A 22042-nucleotide genomic window follows, 5' to 3' on the forward strand; every position below is an offset into this window, starting at 1 on the left:
GTTTCGCACGACAGTAGGAGCCCTCGTCGCGCCGCCGCAGAAGTTGTCCACAGGCGGCCGGGCGGTGCGCGGTTCTTCTTAAAGGGCCAGGCCGACGTACTTGGTCTCGAGATACTCCTCAATGCCCTCGAAGCCACCCTCGCGGCCGTAACCGCTGGACTTCACGCCACCGAACGGCGCGGCCGGGTTGGACACGATGCCCTGGTTGACGCCGACCATGCCGTATTCGAGCGCCTCGCTGACCCGGACGACGCGCGCGACATCGCGGGTGAAGAAGTAGGCCACCAAACCGAATTCGGTGTCGTTGGCCCGGCGTACGACATCGGCCTCGTCGGTGAAGACCTGGATGCCGGCGACCGGTCCGAAGATCTCTTCCTTGGCCATCGCGGCGTCACCGGGCACGCCGGTGATGACCGTCGGGTTGAAGAAGAAGCCGGGGCCGTCGCCCTTGGCGCCGCCGGTGACGACGGTCGCGCCGCGGTCGGTTGCGTCCTGCACCAGCGAGGTCACCTTGTCGACCGCCTTCTGGTTGATCAGCGGACCGACCTGGACGTCGTCGCCCATCCCGTCGCCGACATTCAGGGCGTCCATCTTGGCGGCGAACTTCTTCGCGAACTCGTCGGCGACATCGGCATGCACGAAGAGGCGGTTGGCCGCGGTGCAGGCCTCGCCGATGTTGCGCATCTTGGCCAGCATCGCGCCTTCGACCGCCGCGTCGACGTCGGCGTCGCCGAAGACGATGAAGGGCGCGTTACCGCCGAGTTCCATTGACAGCCGGAGCAATTGGTCGGCCGACTGCTCGACCAGCTTGCGTCCGACCGGGGTCGAGCCGGTGAAGGTCAGCTTGCGCGAGCGCGGATCGCGGATGAGCGGCTCCATGACACCGCCGCTGTCGGTCGTGGTGACCACGTTGAGCACACCCTTGGGCAGCCCGACCTCCTCCAGCAGCTGCGCCAGGTAGAGCATCGTGAGCGGCGTTTCGGCGGCGGGCTTGACGACCATGGTGCAGCCGGCGGCGATCGCCGGGCCGATCTTGCGGGTGCCCATCGCCAGCGGGAAGTTCCACGGGGTGATCATCAGGGTCGGGCCGACCGGCTGCTTCATCGTCATCAGCCGGGTCTGCCCGTTGGGCGCGACCGACCAACGCCCGGAGATGCGCACCGCCTCCTCGGCAAACCAGCGGAAGAACTCCGAACCGTAGGTGACCTCACCGCGCGACTCGGCGAGCGGCTTGCCCATCTCGAGCGTCATCAGCTCGGCGAGCACGTCGGTGCGTTCGACAATCAATTCGTATGCCGCGCGCAGCAATTCGCTGCGGTCGCGCGGCGCGGTGGCGGCCCAGTCGGCCTGCGCGTCGGCGGCGGCGGTGAGCGCTGCCGCGCCGTCGGCGACCGAGCCGTCGGCGACGCGCGTCAGCTCGGCTCCGGTCGCCGGATTGTCCACCTCGAACGTCTTGCCGCCCTCGGCGTCACGCCATTCACCACCGATGAACAGCTGCTTCTTCACCTGCTCCACTGCCTGCTGATTCTGCGCCATGTGGCAAGCGTCTCACCCGGTGTGCGGCCGCCGGGGCCGGGGTGTGGGATATGAGACATGTCTGCCTCGCTGCTCGAAGTGATCGTCACCGACAGGGCCGATGCCGAAGCCGCCGCGGCCGGTGGCGCCGACCGGCTGGAGTTGATCGCGCACCCCGACCTCGGCGGTATGACGCCCTCGGCCGCGATCCTGCATGACGTGCTGTCGGCGACCGACCTGCCGGTGCGGGTGATGATCCGCCGCCAGGAGGCGCACCGCCTCGACGGTGCAGCGGTGGCACGTTTGGCTACCGACGTCGAGAACCTCACGCAGGCAACCGAATTCGTCTGTGGCGCCGTCGACGGCGCTGGCCTGCCGGACCCCCGGCTGCGGCCGGTCATCGACGCGTTCGCCGGGCGCTCCTGGACGTTTCACCGAGCCGTCGACGGGGCACCGGACCTGGCCGATGCGGTGCGCGCCGCGCTGGCACTACCCGGCTGCGACCAGGTGCTGACCGCCGGTGCCGCCTCGGGCGTGGACACCGGACTCCCCCGGCTGCAGGCACTTCTGTCCGACGACACCCTCGCTCCGGGCGTGCTCGTCGGCGGCGGCATCACCGACGACAACCTGCCGGCCCTGCTCGCGATGGGCGCCCGCGGCATCCACGTCGGTCGCACGGTGCGCGCCGACGGCACCTGGCACTCCCCTGTCGATGCCGCCCGCGTCCGCGCACTGCGCCGCCTCTCCTCGCCGGTCGAGTAGCCCTCCCCCGTCAGGACGTGTACGGCACCCGCTCGAACGACAGCGGCTCGGCAGCACCCGGCCGGCCCACGGTCACCTTCAGCCAGTCCTTGTTGTTGCTCGAACCATCGACGGTGCGCCGCTCGAGGTTGTCGGCGGATCCGCTGACGCCATACGTCGTCAGCCACGGCGACCCGGCGGCCAGCGGCTTGTCGGAGTTGAAGATGTGGCTGTCACCGTTGATCAGGTAGACCTTGCCGTCGAACGCCTGCGACTGGTCGACGAGCGTCTGCACCAACGGCTTGAACGCCGAGATGTCGTCCCAGGTCGGCGTGTATGTCGGGTCGAACATGTCGGCCTGCAGGAAGACCGCGACCGCCCGGTCGTTCTTCTGCTTGGCCGACGCGAACGCCGACTTCACCGTGTTGATTGAACTGGTCATCCTGGCCTGCTGCTCGGCGACCTGCTCGGGCGTCGCAGTGGTGTTGCCGATGCCGGTCCAGGGCTGCAGGTCGTTGTTGCTGCCGACCACGTGCACGACGGCCAGGTCGACGCCCTGTCGGCGCAGCGTGACGTTCTCCGGGAAGCCGTTCGCGGTGTCGGCGTCCAGCTTCGTCGGCCGCTGGCCGAGCGACGTGCCCGGTTGCGCGAAAAACACCGACCGGTCGTAGCTCAGTCGCTCGAGCGGGTTGTAGCCGCCGTTGTTGGCGCGGTGGCAGTCGGTCCACTCGTTGTCACCCGGCGTGTAGATCAGCGGGTTCCGGAAGCGGTTGAAGTCGTCCTTGATCATCCCGTAGTAGGGGTTGTCGCAGCGCGTCGAGCCGTTCTTGATGTCACCGACGTGCACGGTGAATGCCGGGTTCGCGGCGTTGATCTGATCGATCCAGCCCGGGAAGGCGGCGATCTGGTCGGCGCCGTAGGGCACGTCGCCGATGACGGCGAAGCTGTAGTTGCCGGGCTTGTCCTGGCCCGGCGCTGCGGAGGCAGGGGCTGCGACGGCAGCGATCAGCGCGGTGGCAGCAAGGGGGGCTGCGAGTCGAGAGAGCATGCGCCTGATCTTGCTGCCTGCACGCCTTGACGGGGTGAACACAGCCACACCGTCAGGTGAACTCACCAGGTCTCGATTGCCGGGGTCCAGTCGGCCGGCAGCTCGTCGAACGGGTGCGTCGGCCGGGTCAGCTTCTCCAGCCGCAGGTGCTCGATGCGTTGATCGACCGGACCCTCGGTCAGTGCCATCACCCAACCCGCGGCGGCGTCGTCCAGCTCGGGTTCGAGGTAACCGATCTTGTTGATCACCAATCGGGTTCGTCGTATGTCGATGCCAACCCGCTCATAATCGGCGAGCGTGTGGAACGGCGTACGCCGCTCCGTGAGCACTACCGACAGACCGCTGACCCGGACGACTGCCAGCAGACCGGTCGGTCCTTCGACGAGCCGGCCGACCGTGCCGGTAAGCCGAAGCCGGTCCGGCCAGCCGAAGCAGCCACCGACCTCGGCCGCAAAGGTCGCGCCCACCCCGGACGTGGCCGCCAGCCGCCCCGCGGCCGGGTCGACCAATGCCGACCAGACCGCGCTGTCCCGGTCGCCGATCACTCGGGCGTCGGCTAGCAGGGTGCGAAGCGTGGTCACGACGTCACCGGAGCCTCCGGCAGTCGGGTTGTCCCCGGTGTCGCTGACGAAGAACGGCGCGACGTGCGAGCCGAATGCTTCATCGAGTGCCCATCGCAGAGACCCTGATGGGCCGCAGAAGGCGAAATCGTCTCGTGCATCGACCATTTCGCGCGCGACGCGAGCTGCCTCGGTGCGGACTGCGGACTCGTCGTCACCCATCGAAACGACTGCGGCGGAGGCCCGCGCCTGATCGGCCCACGGGTAACCCATCCACAGCGCGGTCTCCCAGACACCGTCCGGTGTGCTGCTCACCGAGCGGTAGAGACCGGCGGCCGGTTCCACCCGGGTGGAGGTCTTCTCCCCCGGCAACGCGACCGGGATCCGGCACCACGCCCGCGCCGGGCGCGACGCCGATCGCAGCCCGCGCACGAGCAGACGGGCCGCCCGCTCCCGCGTCGCTTCCTCGTCGACGTGCGGCGCGGTGCGGTAGCACGTGGGCAGGTCTACCGTCGCGGCGAACTCGCGTGACACCTGCCCGTGCAGATCCATGGCGGCGGCAATCAGCACGTCGGCGCGACCGGCTGCCTCGCGCACGGCCGCCGCAAGCTGGCCCTCCGGATCGTCCAGGCCGTCCACCAACATCGCACCGTGTATGTCGAGCAGCACCCCATCCCACGGCGACCCCGCGCGCACGACGGCCAACAGCCGCGCGAGCAGCTCGTCATACGCTGACCGCTCCACGGGTCCACCGGGCAGAGCACGCGCGACGAACCCCGGCACGAAGTCGACCTGATCATCGACGGGAAGGAAGGGATAACGCTCCAGCAACCGGTCACCGGAGCGAATCCCGAAGTCCGTCAACGTCGTTCGGTGTGGCGCGAACGACGAGCATTCCGTGCCGATCCCTACGATCACGACGCGACGCTGCACCCGGCAGACCCTACGTCAGCTCACGCGACGCACGTGCAGCAGGCGGGCGACCTCCGGCCGAGTGCGCGGCACCCAAACGCCATGCGCGTCCAGCGCGGCACCGGATGCGGTGGCTCCTTCGGGCAACACTGGCTCCGGCTCGCGGTCCCCGCCGACCCAGTCGAGCCGGAATGCGGCGTCCAGCATGAGCCCTGGCACCCGGATCGCCGTGCCGCGGTTGTGCGTCGACTCATCGAGCTGCACGACCGCGATCAGCGCCTCCGCACCGTCCGTGGCAACCACACCGTGCACCAGCAGTGCCGGATCGTCAGCCTCCACGCGCACCACACGCCCGGAGTGCAACAGTCGTCGGTGCTCCTTGTGCAGTGCGATCCACGAGGCCAACTCGGCGCGCTCCTGCTCGGTCGCCTGCGTGAGATCCCACTCGATGCCCATCGACCCGAAAAGTGCTGTGACCGCTCGGAATCCGACGCTCAGCGTGCGCTCGGTCTGGTGCGATCGGGTGGCCGAGACGTGGGCACCGAGATACTCCGGCGCCATCAACTGCCCGGTCCACCGTTGGATCTGCTGACGTGCCAAGGCATCGGTCATGTCAGAGGTCCAGAAGCGCTGCACCTGCTCGATGACGTCCAAGTCGATCCGACCGCCCCCGCCCGCGCACGACTCCCAGGTGACCCGCGGGTGCCGCTCCCGCAGGTCGGCCAGCAGCCGGCGGTAGGCCTCCGCCTGCGCGTGGAACGCCGGCGCCCCCTCGTGCGCGTTGCTGCCCGCGTCGAGCTCGTCGCGGTTGAAGTCCCACTTCACAAATCCGATGTCGTATGACGAGAGCACCGCATCGACCTGGTCCCGAACATGCTGCCACGCCTGCGGATTCGTCAGGTCGAGCACCAACTGGTTGCGGTGCTGAAGCGGCGTGCGGTCACCCGTCTGCAGCACCCAGTCCGGGTGCGCGCGGTAGAGATCGGAGTCGGGGTTGATCATCTCCGGCTCGAACCACAACCCGAACTCCAGCCCGAGCGCCCGCACCCGATCGACCAGCGGGCCGAGGCCGTCCGGCCAGGCATCCACCGACACCGTCCAGTCGCCGAGACCTGAGGTGTCGTCGCGCCTCGATCCGAACCATCCGTCGTCCAGCACATACCGCTCGGCACCGACCTCACGCGCGAGTTCGGCGAGCTCGAGCAGCCGGTCCAGCTGGTGGTCGAAGTAGACCGCCTCCCACACGTTCAGCGTCACCTTCGACTCCTCTGGGTGCGCCGGGAGGGTGCGCTGCCACTCGTGCAACGCGGCGGCCACACCGTCAAGCCCTTCCGCAGCGATGATGAAAACCCAGGGGGTTGTGTAGGACTCACGGTTTTGCAGGACAACCTCGCCTGGCATCAGCAGCTCACCGGCGGACACGGTCGCTCGCTGCGCACCATTGCGCTCCACGACCGAGGTCTGATTGCCGCTGGTCGCCACGTGCACGGCGAGCAGGTCGCCGGATCGGAAGCCGAAGCCCTGCGGCCCGACAACCGTCATCGTCCACGCGTCGTGCCCCGGGTACCCCTGCCGCCCCTCTCGCACCCACTGACCGTCCGTGATCGGGCGCCGCTGCGGCACCCGCTCCCGTTCGTGCCGACCGCTGAAGTCCAGGATCTCGTCGGCACCGACCGGCGCAGGCACGCAGACCTCGAGTCCATCGACCAGATAAGGAGTTTCGCCGGTGTTGGTCACTGTGTGACGAGCCCGCAGCGCGCCACCGGGCAACGCCTCGACCTCGGTCAGCAGCTCCAACCCGGCCACCGGGTCGACGGCCCGGACCTGCAGCCGGTCGCCGGTCTGTTCGGCGCGCGCCCGCTCGAAGCGCGCAGCCCAGTCCCGCCCGGCGATGTCCCGGCTGTCGGCGCGGGCCGGGCTGGCCGCCCCGTCCGGCGTCGCCAGCCGGTGTCCGCGCAGCCCCGGCCGGCCGAAGAAGGAGCGCCATTCCTCGCGCAGCATCGGCACGCCCGGGTGCCCGGCGAGCAGCGCGGCGGACTCGTGAGCGGCGCCGTGGGTGACCGCGTGCACGAGCGGCAATGTGCCGTCCCCGGCTTCCCCGAGGTAGATGGTCGTTGCGGGGCTAGGGCTGTCGCTGGGGAACATCATCGGTGCGGCAATCTCCTTGGTACATGGTCGGTTCGGTCACTTGGTGTAGGAAATGCGGTAGTCGAGGATGCGTTGCGCGTCACGCAGTCCCTGCGCCGGCGAGGACTGGCCGAGGTAGGTCGGGCCGAGCGCGATGCTCACATCCGACAGCGCCTCCGCGAGGCCCGTGGCGACCGGGAAGTTGACGGTCTTGCCCTTCGCCTCGTCGAGGAACGGTGTGAGATCGATGCCCTTGCGCCTCCAGTAGTCGAGGAACAGCGGGTCGAGCTTCTCGATGGCCGGCCAGACGTAGCCGCCGCTGCCCATCAATCGCTGCGACTGCTCGCCGGCGAGCCACTGCACCAACTGCCACGCTTCCTTGGGGTGTTCGGTGTTGCTGGCGATGCCGTCGGTGAGGCCATTGAACACGCTGATCCGCCCTTTCGGTCCGGCGGGCAGCGGCGCGACGCCGATCTTGAACTTCGACAGTCCGGACAGGCCGAGAGTCTGCCAGTCCCCGGTCTGCCAGAGCGCCGTGCGTCCTGAGGCGAAGAGGGTCTGCGCGTTGGTGTCGTCGCCGTTGGGGCCGGTCTGCCCGGCCGGGACCGCGACGTGCGCCTGCTGCAGCATCCTGGTCAGGAAGGTGAGCGACTGGCGATTCTGCGGGCTGTTCAGACTGGACTTCTTGGCAAACGGCGCCGGCAGCATCGAGCCGCCGTTCATCGCAAAGAAGCTCAGCAACTGCGCTTGCGGGTCGTTGGTGCTGGCGATCGCATACGTCTTCACCGAACTCGGGTCGAACTTCGGGTCGAGCGCGTTCCGGCCGCTGGTGTCCGTGGTGATCCGCTTGAGAAATCTCAGGTAACTGCCGCCGTCGACCGGGTTCCACGAGAGGTCGGTCGGCACCGACCGGACCCCGATCTTCGCCAGGTAATCCTTGTTGTAGTACTGCGCGATCGTGTCCCAGTCCTTCGGCAGCCCGTAGAGCCGGCCGTCCTTCTCGTGCAGTTTCACCAACGACGGGTAGTACTGCCCCAGATCGATATTCGCGGTCTTCACCTGATCGGTGATGTCGGTGAGCAGCCCACCGGTGACCCAGTCGCCGAGCCACGGGGTGTTGACCCAGAACACATCCGGTGCGTTGCCGGAGATGTACTGCGCGGTGATCTTTTGTTGGTAGCTCGCGTACGGGACCTGCTCGATGGTCACCTGGATATTCGGGTGCTGCTTCTCGAACTCATCGATCGAACGCTGGTATCCCTTCTGCTGATTCGCGTCCCACAGCGCGTAGGTCAGGTGCACTTTTCCGCCGCCACCGGACGGCAACCCCCAGCCGGCCGCCGAGCAACCGGACAGGGTCAGCGCCCCGATCGCGGCCACTGCCGTCATACGCAGACGTTTCATCGGCTCGCTCCTGACACGTTGACCGAGTTGACGATGTGCTTCTGGAAGACGACGAAGAGCACCACCATCGGGATGAGCGCCACCAGGGAGCCGGCGAGCACGAGATTCCACTGCGCGGCGAAGTTGGAGTTGAAGTTGGCGATGCCGACGGTCAGCGTCTGCAGCGCGTTGGAGTCGGTGGCGATGAGCGGCCAGAGGAAGTTGTTCCAGCCGAAGATCACCGCGATGATCGTCGCCGTCACGATGATCGGGCGGGCCATCGGCACCACCACCCGGGTGAGGATGCGCAATTCCGAGCAACCGTCCAACCGGGCAGCCTCGATCACCTCGCCGGGGATGCTCAGCAGATACTGCCGCATCAGGAACACCGTGTATGGCGTGCCGAACACATACGGCAGGAACAACGCCCAATAGGTATTGACCGCACCGGCTTTCGACATCATCACGTAGAGCGGGATCATCGTGACGACGTTGGGCACCATGAGCATCATCAGGTAACCCCAGAAGACCGCCTCCCGGCCCGGAAACTCCAGCCGGGCGAATGCGTAGGCGCCCATGAACGAGAAACCCACCTGGCCGACCGCCAGGATCAGCGTGACGCCCGCGGTGTTCAGCAGGTAGTCGCCGAAGTGGTACTCGCCGAAGATCGTCGTGAAGTTGTCGAAGGTAAAGTTCTTCGGCAGGTCCCAGGCATGTCCCGACTGGATCTCGCCCAGGGGTTTGAAGGCGGCCATGACCGCGAAGACGTAAGGCGTGACGAAGATCGCCGCGATCACCAGCAGCAACAGGACGTATGCCGTGCGCCGCGCTATCCGATTGATGAACATCGTTTCCCCTCAGACCATTTCGTAGACGGTGCGCTTGCGGAAGTAGGTGAACTGCGCGATCGTCACGGCCAGAATGATCAGGAAGAGGATCACCGACAGCGCAGACGCCGCACCGATGCGGAAGCCTTGGAAGCCGCTGGTGTAGATCAGCTGGTTCATCACCGTGGTGGCCTTGCCGGGGCCACCCTTGGTCATCACGTAGACGGTGTCGAAGACCTGGAACGAGCCGATCACGCCGGTCACCAACACAAACAGCAGGGTCGGGCGAAGCAGCGGCAGCGTCACGTGCAGGAACTGCCGGAAGCGGCTGGCGCCGTCGATCGAGGACGCCTCGTAGACCTGCGCGGGGATCGCCTGCAGCCCGGCGAGGAAGAAGAGCATGTTGTAACCGACGTACTGCCAGATGTTGGCGAAGGCGACCACCGGCAGCGCCCACATGTTCGAGTTGAGCCAGTCAGGGCCGGTGACGCCCACCGCCGACAGCAGCGTGTTCACCATGCCGTTGGTGGGGTCGAAGATCCACTGCCAGACCACCGCCATCGCGACCGGCGTCGCGAGGTACGGCAGCACGCAGAGGACGCGCACGACCGAGGTGAACCGGCCGGTGCGGTTCATCAACATCGCCATACCGAGTGCCAACGCGGTCTGCAGCGGGATGTTGAGCAGCACGTAGAGGACGGTGATCCACAGCGCGTGCCCGGCACCCTCGTAACGGAACACGTCGACGTAGTTGGCCAGGCCCACGAACTCCGGTGCGTTGAGCAGATTCCAGCGCAGGAAGGAGAACGCGATCACCAGGATGACCGGCACGGCGAGGAACACCGTCACGCCGAACAGGCTCGGCGCGAGCAGGCCGTAGGCGGTAAGTCGTTGTCGTCGGCGATTGCCGGTGTCCGTGGTCATCGAGGACCCCCTCGGTCGGAACGTCAGGCTCGCGATCGAATCCTGGTTGAACGTTCACGCTGGATGACTAAACTGCCACCCGGACCAGTGCACGTCAAGGCTTTCGCGTGATTTGCACCACAACGAGGAAAGAAGGTCGGCGCGGTGCCCGCACGTGACCAACGCACCACGATCACCCAGGTCGCGAATGCTGCCGGGGTCTCAATACAGACTGTTTCCAACGTAATCCGGGGCCGCGGGCGCGTCGGCGAGGCGACCCGGGAGCGGGTTGCCAAGGTGATCAGCGAGCTCAACTATGTGCCGCATCCGGGCGCGAGCAGCATGCGGTCCAATCGCACCGGGCAGCTCGCGCACCCGATGCCGCCGCAGTCTTTCGAGCCAACCAACAACATCAACGTCGAGTTCATCCGCGGACTGGTCGCCGCCGCCGCGACGCATGGCTACCACGTGGTGCTGACCCGATCTGACGGCGATCCCGAGGAGATCGCCGAGCTCTGCCGCTCGGGCCGCATCGACGGGTTCGTCTTCACCGGTATGCAGCCGGACGACCTGCGCATGGAGACCGCGCACCGGCTCGGCATGCCGTTCGCCTGCTTCGGGCGCACCGCGCCCGACCTCCCGCAGGCCTGGGTCGATATCCACAACGCGGACGGCACCGACGAGGCGACGACGCTGCTGATCGACACCGGACACCGCAGGATCGCCTTCCTCGGTCATGAGAGCCCCTACTTCTGGGATGCCGAACGCCGTGACGGCTACCTGCAGGCGATGGCCCGCGCCGGACTCCAGTCGCGCGTCGCCCTCTGCGGCTCGACCGACAAGGACATCGAGGCGGCCGCCCGCAAGCTGCTCGGTCGCGGACGCCCGTCGGCGATCGTCTGCTCCAGTGACCGTCTCGCGGTCGCCCTGTATGCCGAGGCGGGTCGCCGCGGGATCGAGGTCGGCAAGGAGCTGGCCATCACCGGCTTCGACGACTGGATCGTGGGCCGCAACCTCTCCCCTGCCCTGACGACGGTGAGCACCGACCTGCACGACATCGCGGGTCGGGTCGTAGACCGGTTCCTGACCGAACTCGCCGGCCCGACCGACGCACCCGGCGAGTTCGTCCCGGTCGAGTTGCTACGCCGCGGAAGTGCCTGATAGCTCTCGCTATTCAGCGAGCCAGGAGGCGTAGGCGTCGAACGTGTAGGGCCTGCCGAGGAAGTCCGCGACGAGGTCGGCCGCGTCCTTGCGGCCACCCGGCACCAGCACCCGGTCGCGATAGTGACCGGCGACCTCGGCGTCGAAGAGCTGCTCTCGGTCAAACGCGCTGAACATGTCCTTGGCGATCACCAACGACCACATGTAGGTGTAGTAGCCCGAGCTGTAACCGTCCAGATGCCCGAAGGCGCAGTGGAAGTGGGTGTTCGGCAGGTAGGGGAACACCGAGTATTTCGCCTGCAAGTCCTGCACGACGGCGGTGATGTCGTCATACGCCCGCAGGTGCAGATTGAGCGACAGCGCCGCGTAGAACATCTGGGTGCGCGCCTGGAAGCCCTTGCCGAAGTCGTCGGCCTTGCGCATCCGGTCCACCAGGTCGGCGGGGATCGTCTCCCCCGCCTCGTTGGCGGCGAAGGTCGCGAGCACGTCGGCGTCCCAGGCCCATTCCTCGAGCATCTGGCTCGGTGCCTCGACGAAGTCCCACTCGGTTGCCACGCCGGAGAAGCGCACCCACTCCTGGTCCCCACCCAGCACGTGATGGATCAGGTGGCCGAACTCGTGGAAGAGGGTCACCACCTCGTCGTGTTCCATGAGCCCGCGGCTGAAGTTGCAGACCAGCACGCCTTCGGGCAGTTGCCGTCCGCGCACGCCCGGACGCAGGTCAAACTGCGCAGCGTGCTTGAACTTGCCGTCGCGCGGGTGCAGGTCGAGGTAGATGCGGCCGATCCGCTGCCCGTCCCGGGTGACGTCGTATGACGTGACGTCCTCGTGCCAGGTCTGCGTCTGCACCGGCGTGAAGCCGATGCCGAACAGCCGACCGGTGACGTCGAGCAGGCCCTGACGCACCGTGGGGAAGGGGAAGTAGGTGCGGACCAGCTGCGCGTCGACCGCGTAGTCCTCCTTGCGCACCAGCTCCGAGTAGTAGTTGACGTCCGGGGAGTCGATGTCGGTCGCGTCCGGGCGGTCCCGCTGCAGCCGGCGCAGCAGGACGTCCTTGTCGCGGGTCGCGCTGTCGGTTGCCGCGTCGGTGATCTTGTCGATGAATTCGCCGATGGCAGCGGCGTTTCCGATCATCTTGACCTCGGCGTCGTAGTCGGCCCAGGACGGGTAGCCGAGTAGCTTCGCGTGCTCGGCGCGCAGCCCGAAGAGCCGCTGCAACACCGCGTCGTTCGCCGGCCACGCGACGTTGAGTCGCTCCATCGACATGGCCCGCCGGGTCTGCGGGTCACGCGCGAACGTCATCAGCGGGACCGCGTCGGGGTAGTCGGTGGTCACCGTGACCAGACCGTCCTCCTCCGCGGGGTGGGCGTCGAGCCAGTCCTGCGGCAGGCCGGCGAGCGCGTCCGGAGCCACCCGGATCTCGCGCACCCCCTCGCGGATGTGCTTGCTCAGCTCCTGGCCGGCCTTGAGCTCCTGCTCGGCGAGAACGGCCAGCCGCTCTCGGGTGGCGTCGTCCCGGTCGACGCCGCTGCGCCGGAAGTCACGCAGCGTCCGCTCCAGCAGCCGCTGCCCGTCCTCGTCCAGTCCGCTGCCATCGACACCGTCGATGATCGCGAAGACCTCCACATCCATGCCGAGCTCGGTGGCAAACGCGTCGAGCTCCTGCATCGCGGCCTCCGCCCGCTCGCGCACCGCGCCGCTCGGGTGCACCTCGGAGAAGACCGCGACCACCGACGCGGCGTTGCCCAGCGCGAGCTGGATGTCGTTCCAAGCCTGCAACACCGCCAGCGGCTCGGCAGGCGGCTGCTTCTTGAACGTGTCGACCAGCTCACGGGCGCTGGCGAGCCCACGGTCGCCGATGTCGCGCACCCAGTCCTCGAACTCATCGGCGGTGGGCAGGGTCTGCGGTTGCAACTCGGTCACCGCAGCAAACTAGCCGACCGCCCCCAACAGTCGTCGGCGGCTGGCTACTTGCGCACCCGCGGCCTCGGCTGGCAGGCCGGGCAGCTGAACGACGACCGGTTCATGAAGCTCTCCCGCACCATCAGCGTGCCGCACCGACGACACGGATCACCTTGCCGTCCATAGGCATTCAGCGATCGCTCGAAGTAGCCACTTGCACCGTTGACGTTGACGTAGAGCGCGTCGAAGCTCGTGCCGCCCTTGCCGAGCGCCTCGGTCATCACGGCCGTGGCGTGGTCGAGCACCTGCAGCACGGCTCCCGCGGCGAGCCGCTCGGTCGGTCGTTCGCCGTGCAGCTTCGCCCGCCAGAGCGCCTCGTCGGCGTAGATGTTGCCGATGCCGGACACCAGCGTCTGGTCCAGCAGCGCTCGCTTGAGCTGGGTGCGCCGGCGGCGCATCGCTCGTCCGACGGCCACCTGGTCGAAGACCGCCTCGAGCGGGTCCGGCGCGATGTGGGTGATCACGTCCGGGACGGGCGCCCCGCCATACGGATCCTCGGCGAGGTCGACCAGTTGGAGGCCGCCGAAGGTGCGCTGGTCGACAAACCGCAGCTGCTGCCCGTCGGGGAGGTCGAAGATCGCGTGCGCGTGCTTCTCCCGGGGCGCGTCGGCGGCCTCGACGAGCAGTTGCCCACTCATCCCCAGATGTATGACGAGAGCCTCGCCCCCGTCGAGCTCCAGCCAGAGATACTTCCCCCGCCGCCGGGCCGCGGCCACCTGCCGGCCGCGCAACCGCGCGGCGAGATCGTCCGGCCCGGGCACATGCCGGCGTGCGACGCGGGAGCCGTGAATCTCCACGGCCTGGAAGGTTTTGCCGAGGACGTGGCTTTCGAGCCCCCGTCGGACGACCTCGACCTCGGGTAGCTCAGGCACCGGTGGCGGCGGCGTCGCTGCGCGCCTTGAGCTCGCGCCAGGCGGCCTCGGCGGCCTGTTGTTCGGCGGCCTTCTTGCTGCGGCCGACGCCGGAGCCAAGCTGCTCCTCGGCGATCATCACTCGCGCGGTGAAGGTCTTGTCGTGGTCGGGCCCGTCCTCCTCGACCTGATAGGACGGCACGCCGAGCGCCAGGGTGGAGGTGATCTCCTGCAGCGAGGTCTTCCAGTCCAGCCCGGCGCCGAGCAGCGCCGACTGCTGGATCAGGTCGCCCATCAGGTTGTGGATCAGCGAGGTCGCGGCTGGCAGGCCACCGCACAGATAGACGGTGCCGATCACCGCCTCCATCGTGTCGGCCAGGATCGAGTCCTTGTCGCGGCCACCGGTCGTGGTCTCACCGCGCCCGAGCATGAGGAAACCGCCGAGCTCGAGCTCACGGGCGACTTTCGCCAGGGCACGCGAATTCACCACGGCCGCACGGAATTTCGCGAGCTGCCCCTCCGGCAGGTCGGGGTGCGCGTCATACAGGTGATCGGTCACGACCAGACCGAGGACGGCGTCGCCGAGGAACTCCTGGCGCTCGTTGTGCGGGATCCCGCCGTTCTCGTAGGCGAAGGATCGGTGCGTCAGGGCACGCACCAGCAGCGGCTCGTCGACAACCGTCCCCGATCGCTGTTGCAGGATCGAGGCGAGGTCGCCGACGGGCCGCTGCGGGACGTCAGCACGAGGCCGCTTTGCAGGACTCATGCGGAGTGCGAGCCCTTAGCTCTGGTGCTCGGTGCGCTCCGCCGCGCTGTAGTGGCGGTCCTTGTAGGTGCCACAGTTCGGGCACGCCATGTGGCCCTGCTTCGCTGCGCCGCAGTTGGGGCAGGTCGCGAGCGCGGTCGGCGTCGCCTTCCACTGCGCACGGCGCGAACGGGTGTTGGCGCGCGACATCTTCCGCTTCGGGACAGCCACGTCAATTCCTCTTCTCGTCGGAGTCGGTGGTGTCTTCGCCGCCGGCGAGGCCCGCCAGCGCCGACCACCGGGGGTCGATCACTTCGTGGTGGTGCGTCGGGTCGTCCGCCAGACGTGCGCCGCATTCGGAGCACAGGCCCGGGCAGTCGTCCCGACATACCGGCTGGAAGGGCAGTGCAGGCACCACCGCATCCCGCAGCACGGGCTCCAGGTCGGCCAGGTCGCCGTCCAGCTCGTGCACGTCTTCTTCTTCGTCCTCACCGGCCACCTCGTGGTGGTGAGCGGCCTTGTCGGTGTAGGCGAACAGCTCCTGAAACGGCACGTCGATCTCCAGATCGACAGGTTCCAGGCACCGCACGCAAGCACCGGTCGCCGTGGCGCTCACCGTGCCCGAGACCAGCACGCCCTCCATCACCGACTCCAGCCGCAGCCGCAGGGTCATCGGCTGACCCTCGGGAACGCTGATCACATCGGTGCCGAAGTGCTCCGGCGCCGGCACCTGCAACTCGCGTTCGACCATCTGACCGGGTCGCCGAGCAAGCTCCTTGGTGTCAAGGACCAGTGGGCGGCGGGTATCAGCGTTCATCATCGAAGAAAGGCGTGAGTTGCAGGTGAAAAGGCACGGCCCTGCGCGTGGACGACAAGACCGAAGGTCAAGGCTACCGGCTCCGGTGCCAGTCTCCCAAACCGACCGATTTTCGTTCCGGTGTGAAACCGTCATAACATCGTATGCCGAAACCCACTACATCTGTAGTAAATCAGCACGGGAGGAGACGAGGTCATGCAACACGGACGACACGAGGCGGGGCACGTCGGGCAGCCGCCGCGGCGCAGCGGGTTCGGCACCGACTTCGCCACCGAGTTGCGCACGCTCGTCTCACCCAGGGTGCTCGGTCTGCTGATCGGGGTGCTCGTCCTGCAGATCGCCTTCATCTTCAGCTACGTGGCGGCGTTCCACGCCCCGAAGCCCACGAGCATCCCGGTGGCCGTGGTCGCGGGCCCGCAAACGCAGCAGGTCGTCGGCAAGCTCAACGCGATCGACGGCTCCCCGCTCAAGGCGTCGGGCGCCGCCGACGAGGCCACCGCCAAGCGGCAGGTCACGGGCGGGGACAAGAGCGCCGCGCTGGTGATGAACCCGCGCGGCACCACCGACGCGCTGTATGTCGCAGGCGGCGGTGGACCCGCGGTCGTCAGTGCCGTGGAGCAGGTCACCGGCCAGGTCGAGGCCTCCCAGCAGCGCACCGCCCGCACGGTGGATCTGGTCCCGGTGCAGAAGGAGGACGGCCGCGGCCTCACCGGCTTCTACCTGGTGATCGGCTGGATCGTCGGCGGCTACCTGGTCACCGCGGCGATCGGCTTCCTCGCCTCGGCGCGACCGGCCAACGTGGCCGCCGCGACCGGACGGATCCTCGCCCTCGTCCCCTACGCCGTCCTGTCCGGACTGCTCGGCGCGATCGTCGTCGACCCGATGCTGGGTGCGCTCACCGGACACTTCATGGCGCTCTGGGGCCTCGGCACGCTGCTGGTGCTGTCCAGCGCGGTCATGACCATCGGCATGCAGGCGCTGCTCGGGGTGGTCGGCATCGGTGTGACGATTCTCATCTTCGTGGTGCTCGGCAACCCGTCCGCGGGCGGGCCCTACCAATATGACCTGCTGCCGGGCTTCTGGCGGGTGATCGGCCCGTTGATCCCGAACGGCGCGGGCACCAGCGCGGTCCGGGACATCGTCTACTTCGGCGGCAACCACCTCGGCGGCCCGATCGCAGTGATCGTCGCCTACATCGTGATCGGTGCGGCGATCGCGCTGGGCGCGACGGCGTTCTTCAGCCGGCGCGCAGCTTCGCAAGCAGCGGACCCAGCACCGGCTCCGGCACCATCGCACTGACGTCGGCGCCGTGCGCGGCGATCAGCCGGATCAGTGAGCTCGAGTAGTGACCGAGCGTCGGGTTGCCGGGCAGCAGCAGGGTCTCGACGCCGGTCATCTCGGAGTTCATGAGCGCCATCGGCAGCTCGTAGTCGTAGTCGGTCGAGCCGCGAATCCCCTTCAGCAGCACGCCCGCGTCGAGCTCGCGGCACACGTCGACGATCAGCCGGTCGCCGTAGGCCGCGGCCCGCACGTTGGGCAGGTCCGCGGTCGACGCCTCGATCAGCGCCACCCGTTCTTCCGGGGTGAAGGTGCCCTGCTTGTTCGGGTTGTGCAGGATCGCGACGACCACGTCGTCATACAGCCTGCTGGCGCGGGTGATGACATCCAGGTGGCCGTTGGTGATCGGGTCGTAGGAGCCGGGCAGCACGGCCCGGCGCGGGTTGCCGGTCATGCCGAGACTGTATGCCGTGCCCGGTGCCCGCGCGGGTCAGCACGAGATCAGGCGGACTCGCCCTCGGGCACATACTGCGCGAACCAGCAGGTGGTCTCGCCGTAGCGGCGCGGGCCGATCAGCTCGACGTCGACCGGCCAGGTCGGCTCCGGGGAACGGCTGGACCGCTCGACGACCAGCACCGCATCCTCGGCGAGCGACTCGTGCTCGACGAGCGCACCCAGCACCCGGGCAAGCGTCTCGTCGTCGACGGCGTAGGGCGGGTCGGCGAAGACCAGGTCGAGCGGCGGCCGCAGCGGCGCGGCAACCACCTTCTCCACCGGCGCGATCCGCACGGTCGCCGCGGTGAGCCGCAGGTCACGAACGTTCGCCGCGATCACCGCAGCCGCCTTGCGGTCCGACTCGACCAGCAGCACCGATGCCGCACCGCGCGACGCAGCCTCCAGACCGAGCGCGCCGGACCCGGCATACAGGTCGAGGACGCGGCAGTCGGCGAGCGCGTCGAGGTGTTCGAGCCGGCCGAAGATCGCCTCGCGCACCCGGTCGGACGTCGGGCGGGTGCCCGAGCCGGCCGGCGTCGCTATCCGCCGGCCGCCCGCGGTGCCGGCGATGATGCGCGTCATCCGCGCTCCAGGAAGGCGGCCTGCTCGGCGTCGAGGCGTTCGGCGACCAGAGCCGCGAGCTGCGGGTGGTCGGTGAGGGCGGGGTCGTCGGCGACGAGCATCGCGGCGTCCTCCCGGGCGAAGTCGATCAGCTGCACGTCGGACTTGTGGGTGAGGCGCAGCAGGCGCAGCTGCGACCGGCTGCCGCTCTGCGCGGCACCGAGGATGTCACCCTCACGCCGCAGGCTGAGGTCGAGGTCGGCCAACTCGAAACCGTTGGTAGTGCTCGCCACCGCCTCCAGGCGGGCGATGGTGAGCGGGTTTTCGGTGTCGCTCACCAGCAGGCAGAGGCCGGCGGCCCCACCCCGGCCGACCCGGCCGCGCAGCTGGTGCAGCTGGGAGATGCCGAACCGGTCGGCGTCCATCACGACCATCGCGGTCGCGTTGGGCACGTCGACGCCGACCTCGATGACCGTGGTCGACACCAGCACGTCGATCTCGCCGCGGCCGAAGGCCTGCATCACCGCTTCCTTCTGGTCCGGTGGCATCTTGCCGTGCAGCATCTCGATGCGCATGCCGGCGAGCGACGGCTCCTCGCGCAGCCGCTCGATCTGCTGGTAGACGCCGGTGAGCTCGCGCGGGGTCGCCTCGCCCTCCTCCCCTTCGGCGTAGTCGTCGGCCTCGGGCGGGTCGTCCTCGGACACCACCTCGAGCGAGCCGTCCATCGGGTCGCCGATGCGCGGGCACACGACGTAGGCCTGGTGGCCGGCACGCACCTCCTCGGCGACGCGGGCCCAGGTGCGCGCCACCCAGTCGGGCCGGATGCCGGGCACGACATGAGTCGCGATCGGCTGCCGGCCGCGCGGCAGCTCGCTCAGGGTCGAGGTGTCCATGTCACCGAAGACGGTCATCGCGACCGTGCGCGGGATCGGCGTCGCCGTCATCACCAGCACATGTGGCGGCCGGATTGCTTTGGCCCGCAAGGCATCTCGCTGTTCGACCCCGAAGCGGTGCTGCTCGTCGACGACGACCAGGCCGAGGTCGGCGAACATCACGTGCTCCTGGATCAGCGCGTGCGTGCCGATCACGATGCCGACCGGCCCGGTGGCCACGTCGAGCAGCACCTTCTCCCGCTGCGCCTTGGTCATCGACCCGGTGAGCAGCGCCACCTGAGTGGCGTTGTCCGCGCCGCCGAGCATGCCCGCCTCGGCGAGCTCGCCGAGCATCGCCCGGATCGAGCGGGCGTGCTGCTGGGCCAGCACCTCGGTCGGCGCGAGCAGCGCCGCCTGCGCCCCGGCGTCGATCGCGGCGAGCATCGCCCGCAGCGCGACGATCGTCTTGCCCGAGCCGACCTCGCCCTGCAGCAACCGGTGCATCGGGTGACCCTGCGCGAGATCGTGCTCGATCTGCTCGCCGACCCGCCGCTGGCCGTCGGTGAGCTCGAAGGGCAGCTTGGTGTCGAAGGCCGCGAGCAGCCCGCCGCTGGTCGCGTGCCGTGGGGTGGCCTCCTCGGCCTGCGCCTCGGCCCGCCGCTGGGCGAGGACGGTCTGCACGACCAGCGCCTCGTCGTAGCGCAGCCGCCGCTTGCCGCGGCCCCAGTCCTTGGGGTCCATCGGGAAGTGCAGCAGCCGGTAGGCGTCGGCCAGCACCGGCAGCCCGCGCTCGCGCCGGATGCCCGGCGGCACGGGGTCGGGCAGCTCGACCTCGTCCAGCACCAGCCGCAGGGCGCTGGTCAGTTGCATGTCGGTGACGCCCTTGACCGTCGGGTAGAGCGGGATCAGCCCGCCGCGGTAGACCGGGTCTGCCTCGCCGCCGTCGAAGAGCGTGTAGTCGGGGTGCGCCAACTGCCAGGTGTTGCGGTAGGTCTGCAGCTTGCCGCGGAAGACGCCGTGCGCGCCCGGCACCAGCCGGGCCTCGTGCCCGTAGGCCTTGAAGAAGACCAGGTCGGCGCGCTGCCCGTCGGCGTCCTCGAGCACGACCGTCAGCATCTTGCCGCGCCGCTGCCGCATCGTGCGGGTGGTGGCGCCGACCACGGTCGCGACCAGCACGACGTCCTCACCCGGCGCGAAATCGGCGAGCCGGCCGCTCTTGCTCGCATCGAGGTAGCGGCGCGGCAGGAAATCCAGCAGGTCACCGACCGTGTGCACGTCGCGGTGCCTCGCGAGCTTGGTCGCAAGCTCGCCGACGATCGGCTTGAGGGACGACTCCCGGGTGAACACCACCTACTCGACCCCGATCGTGAGCGGCGGCTCCCCCGCCCCACCGTCGACCACGGTGACGTCGACCTTCGGGTATGCCGCGCGCAGCGCAGCCCCCAATCCCGTTGTGCCCGGGCCATTCTCGCCGACCACGACGGTGATCAGCTCGGCGTCGCCGGGCAACCCGTCGACGAAGTCACCCACCTCCCGCATGGCGTCATCCTCGCCGACCGCACTGACAACCCGCAGGCTGCGCACGCCGTCGACCGCGCTGCGCGCCGCGTCGCTTGCCGTTGCCAGATCGGCGTCCGGGACGATCACCGCGAGCGCCGCGAGGAGCTGGGCGGCGTCCGTGCCGACGACCTGCACCCGGTCGGCGTCGGGAGCGCCGTGCGGTGCGGCGCCAGCGGCGGCGTCGTCGGCCAGCTCGCGCAGGCGCGGACTGCCGCACAGCACAAGGGTGTTCGCGTCACGCAAGCGGCTTCGCAACTGGGCGGGAGTGGCGCCCTCCACCGGGGTGAAACCGGCCTCGCGGACCGCCTGCGCCATACCGTCGCTTGCGACGAGTGGCAGGACGATCAGTCCGGCGGCGGCGTCGTCGGCAAACCGGGTGATGGCGAAACGGTGCGCCCGCCCGGCACCGACCGCGGCATTCACGGCGGCGGCGACGTCGTCGACGTGCACGTGCACCGACCACAGGTCGGGTCCGCCCGCGACCACGAGCGAGTCGCCCAACCCGTCGAGCGTGCTCTTCAAGGTCGTGACGCGGGGGGCGTCCGACTCTTCGAGCAGGAACATCACCTCGTATGCCGGGCCGCCCGCGACAGCATGGTCGTCGCATCCGTCGAGCACCGCAGGGTCGGAGTTGCGCACGGCGCTGCCCTGCGCGCTGATCCGCAGCCACTCCGGTTCCGCCGCGGGTCGCTGTGCGAGGCCGCCCTCGCCGCGCACCACCCGCTGGAGCGCCTCGATTACCAGCAGGTAGCCGGCTCCGCCGGCGTCGACGACTCCGGCGCGGCGCAGCACCTCGTGCTCGGTGCGGGTGCGCAGCAAGGCGGCACCGGCCCCGGCAACCGCGGCATCCACCACCCCGCGCAGGTCGGCACCACCACTGTCGGCCGACACCGCGGCGGATGCGGCCGCACCCGCGACGGTGAGCATGGTGCCGCGCTCGGGACGGGACACCCCGTCACGGGCCAGTTGCGAGGCCCGGGAGAGCACGGCGGCCAGGTCGTGCCCGTCGAGCGCGTCGCCCTCGACCTGGGAGACCACCTCGTTGACGCCGCGGGCGAGTTGACTGAGGATGACGCCGGAGTTGCCGTGGGCGGCCACGAGCGTGGCGCGGGCCATGGTCGCGGTCGCCTCGCGCAGGTCGCCCGGGTCGTCGGTGCCGAGCTGGTCGATCGCCTCGCTCATCGTGAGCAGCAGGTTGCTGCCGGTGTCGCCGTCCGGCACCGGGAAGACGTTGAGCCGGTTGAGCGCCTCGGCGTAGGCGGCGAGATCGGCGCGCGCGGTGATCACCCAGCGGCGCAACGCCACCAGGTCGAGCTGCGCGAGCGGCATGGAGGAGGCACACTTTCTCGGGCGGATGCTTGGCCACCGCGAGACTAGTTCACCGGCCGTTTTGGTGTCCTGACCCCGCCTCGGCTACGCTTGTGCGGTTCCCGCGTGCGACTGCTCGCCATACCTCATGGCGTCGTGCACCGGGCATCGGACGCTCAACCATTTCATTCCAAGGAGATTCACCGTGGCTGCCACCTGCGACGTCTGCGGCAAGGGACCCGGCTTCGGTCACAACATCTCGCACTCACACCGCCGCACCAAGCGCCGTTGGAACCCCAACATCCAGCGTGTCCGTGCGCTGGTCGGCGAGGCGGGCGTGACCCCGAAGCGGATCAACGTCTGCACCTCCTGCCTCAAGGCGGGCAAGGTCAAGCGCTGACGCGTTCCCAACGCAT

20 protein-coding genes are annotated in these 22042 nt (G+C 68.8%); 4 read left to right on the forward strand and 16 right to left on the reverse strand.

The genetic code is table 11. The annotated features are described in order from the left end of the window. Nucleotides 1-78 precede the first annotated feature (78 nt). A complete protein-coding gene (locus N2M23_RS18330) occupies nt 79-1536 on the reverse strand; it encodes an NAD-dependent succinate-semialdehyde dehydrogenase (protein ID WP_265447503.1) in 1458 nt (485 codons plus the stop codon). 57 nt (nt 1537-1593) lie between these two features. On the opposite strand from N2M23_RS18330, the gene N2M23_RS18335 reads away from it, so the two are divergent. Further along, nucleotides 1594-2277 carry a copper homeostasis protein CutC gene (locus N2M23_RS18335; protein WP_265447505.1) on the forward strand — a complete coding sequence of 228 codons (684 nt, stop codon included), beginning with the start codon at nt 1594-1596 and terminating at the stop codon, nt 2275-2277. A gap of 10 nt (nt 2278-2287) precedes the next feature. On the opposite strand, the gene N2M23_RS18340 is transcribed toward N2M23_RS18335, so the two are convergent. The 6 genes from N2M23_RS18340 to N2M23_RS18365 form a co-directional block, all read right to left on the reverse strand. After that, nucleotides 2288-3304, reverse strand: coding sequence for a metallophosphoesterase (locus tag N2M23_RS18340; RefSeq protein WP_265447507.1), 1017 nt, complete (start codon nt 3302-3304; stop codon nt 2288-2290). A gap of 62 nt (nt 3305-3366) precedes the next feature. Further along, nucleotides 3367-4782 carry a M81 family metallopeptidase gene (locus N2M23_RS21050; protein ID WP_265447509.1) on the reverse strand — a complete coding sequence of 472 codons (1416 nt, stop codon included), beginning with the start codon at nt 4780-4782 and terminating at the stop codon, nt 3367-3369. Nucleotides 4783-4812: 30 nt separating this feature from the next. Continuing rightward, nucleotides 4813-6924 (reverse strand): alpha-galactosidase, encoded by a 2112-nt coding sequence (locus tag N2M23_RS18350; protein ID WP_265447511.1) that lies wholly within the window; start codon nt 6922-6924, stop codon nt 4813-4815. A 36-nt stretch (nt 6925-6960) separates the two neighbouring features. Further along, the gene (locus tag N2M23_RS18355) at nt 6961-8307 is read right to left on the reverse strand and encodes an ABC transporter substrate-binding protein (protein ID WP_265447513.1); all 1347 of its coding nucleotides are present in this window, start codon (nt 8305-8307) and stop codon (nt 6961-6963) included. Next, nucleotides 8304-9134, reverse strand: coding sequence for a carbohydrate ABC transporter permease (locus tag N2M23_RS18360; protein ID WP_265447516.1), 831 nt, complete (start codon nt 9132-9134; stop codon nt 8304-8306). Before N2M23_RS18360 ends, N2M23_RS18355 begins: the two co-directional genes overlap by 4 nt. 9 nt (nt 9135-9143) lie before the next feature. Beyond that, the gene (locus N2M23_RS18365; protein WP_265447520.1) at nt 9144-10037 is read right to left on the reverse strand and encodes a carbohydrate ABC transporter permease; all 894 of its coding nucleotides are present in this window, start codon (nt 10035-10037) and stop codon (nt 9144-9146) included. A 144-nt stretch (nt 10038-10181) separates the two neighbouring features. On the opposite strand from N2M23_RS18365, the gene N2M23_RS18370 reads away from it, so the two are divergent. Continuing rightward, complete coding sequence (locus tag N2M23_RS18370) at nt 10182-11177, forward strand: LacI family DNA-binding transcriptional regulator (RefSeq protein WP_265447521.1); 996 nt, start codon at nt 10182-10184, stop codon at nt 11175-11177. Between the two features lie 9 nt (nt 11178-11186). Here N2M23_RS18370 and N2M23_RS18375 read toward each other — a convergent pair whose 3' ends face one another. The 5 genes from N2M23_RS18375 to N2M23_RS18395 are packed head-to-tail and all read right to left on the reverse strand — an operon-like array spanning nt 11187 to nt 15555. Then, nucleotides 11187-13100: a M3 family metallopeptidase gene (locus N2M23_RS18375; protein ID WP_265447523.1), complete on the reverse strand. Its 1914-nt coding sequence runs from the start codon at nt 13098-13100 to the stop codon at nt 11187-11189. A 44-nt stretch (nt 13101-13144) separates the two neighbouring features. After that, nucleotides 13145-14011: a bifunctional DNA-formamidopyrimidine glycosylase/DNA-(apurinic or apyrimidinic site) lyase gene (gene mutM / locus N2M23_RS18380; RefSeq protein ID WP_265447525.1), complete on the reverse strand. Its 867-nt coding sequence runs from the start codon at nt 14009-14011 to the stop codon at nt 13145-13147. Further along, entirely contained in the window at nt 14004-14756 is a 753-nt protein-coding gene (rnc, locus tag N2M23_RS18385; protein WP_265447527.1) for a ribonuclease III, read from the reverse strand. Before rnc ends, mutM begins: the two co-directional genes overlap by 8 nt. A 15-nt stretch (nt 14757-14771) precedes the next feature. Further along, nucleotides 14772-14966: a 50S ribosomal protein L32 gene (gene rpmF / locus N2M23_RS18390; protein ID WP_265447529.1), complete on the reverse strand. Its 195-nt coding sequence runs from the start codon at nt 14964-14966 to the stop codon at nt 14772-14774. 1 nt (nt 14967) lies between these two features. Beyond that, nucleotides 14968-15555, reverse strand: coding sequence for a YceD family protein (locus N2M23_RS18395; RefSeq protein WP_265447531.1), 588 nt, complete (start codon nt 15553-15555; stop codon nt 14968-14970). Between the two features lie 192 nt (nt 15556-15747). Here N2M23_RS18395 and N2M23_RS18400 point away from each other — a divergent pair, with 192 nt between their 5' ends. Continuing rightward, nucleotides 15748-16851 (forward strand): DUF3533 domain-containing protein, encoded by a 1104-nt coding sequence (locus N2M23_RS18400; protein ID WP_265447532.1) that lies wholly within the window; start codon nt 15748-15750, stop codon nt 16849-16851. Here N2M23_RS18400 and coaD read toward each other — a convergent pair. The 4 genes from coaD to N2M23_RS18420 are packed head-to-tail and all read right to left on the reverse strand — an operon-like array spanning nt 16790 to nt 21647. Beyond that, nucleotides 16790-17284 carry a pantetheine-phosphate adenylyltransferase gene (coaD, locus tag N2M23_RS18405; protein ID WP_265447534.1) on the reverse strand — a complete coding sequence of 165 codons (495 nt, stop codon included), beginning with the start codon at nt 17282-17284 and terminating at the stop codon, nt 16790-16792. The two genes, N2M23_RS18400 and coaD, sit on opposite strands and share 62 nt — an antisense overlap. Nucleotides 17285-17331: 47 nt before the next feature. Beyond that, nucleotides 17332-17907: a 16S rRNA (guanine(966)-N(2))-methyltransferase RsmD gene (rsmD, locus tag N2M23_RS18410; RefSeq protein WP_265447537.1), complete on the reverse strand. Its 576-nt coding sequence runs from the start codon at nt 17905-17907 to the stop codon at nt 17332-17334. Beyond that, complete coding sequence (locus N2M23_RS18415; RefSeq protein WP_265447539.1) at nt 17904-20108, reverse strand: ATP-dependent DNA helicase RecG; 2205 nt, start codon at nt 20106-20108, stop codon at nt 17904-17906. The genes rsmD and N2M23_RS18415 overlap by 4 nt, the downstream gene beginning before the upstream one ends. Further along, nucleotides 20109-21647, reverse strand: coding sequence for a DAK2 domain-containing protein (locus tag N2M23_RS18420; protein ID WP_265447541.1), 1539 nt, complete (start codon nt 21645-21647; stop codon nt 20109-20111). A gap of 184 nt (nt 21648-21831) precedes the next feature. Between N2M23_RS18420 and rpmB the strand changes: the two genes are divergently transcribed. Continuing rightward, nucleotides 21832-22026 carry a 50S ribosomal protein L28 gene (rpmB, locus tag N2M23_RS18425; RefSeq protein ID WP_171156463.1) on the forward strand — a complete coding sequence of 65 codons (195 nt, stop codon included), beginning with the start codon at nt 21832-21834 and terminating at the stop codon, nt 22024-22026. Nucleotides 22027-22042: the final 16 nt, after the last annotated feature.

Origin of the sequence: Flexivirga meconopsidis, from assembly GCF_026162425.1 — a bacterium.
In the GTDB taxonomy this organism is placed as follows: Bacteria; Actinomycetota; Actinomycetes; order Actinomycetales; family Dermatophilaceae; genus Flexivirga; species Flexivirga meconopsidis.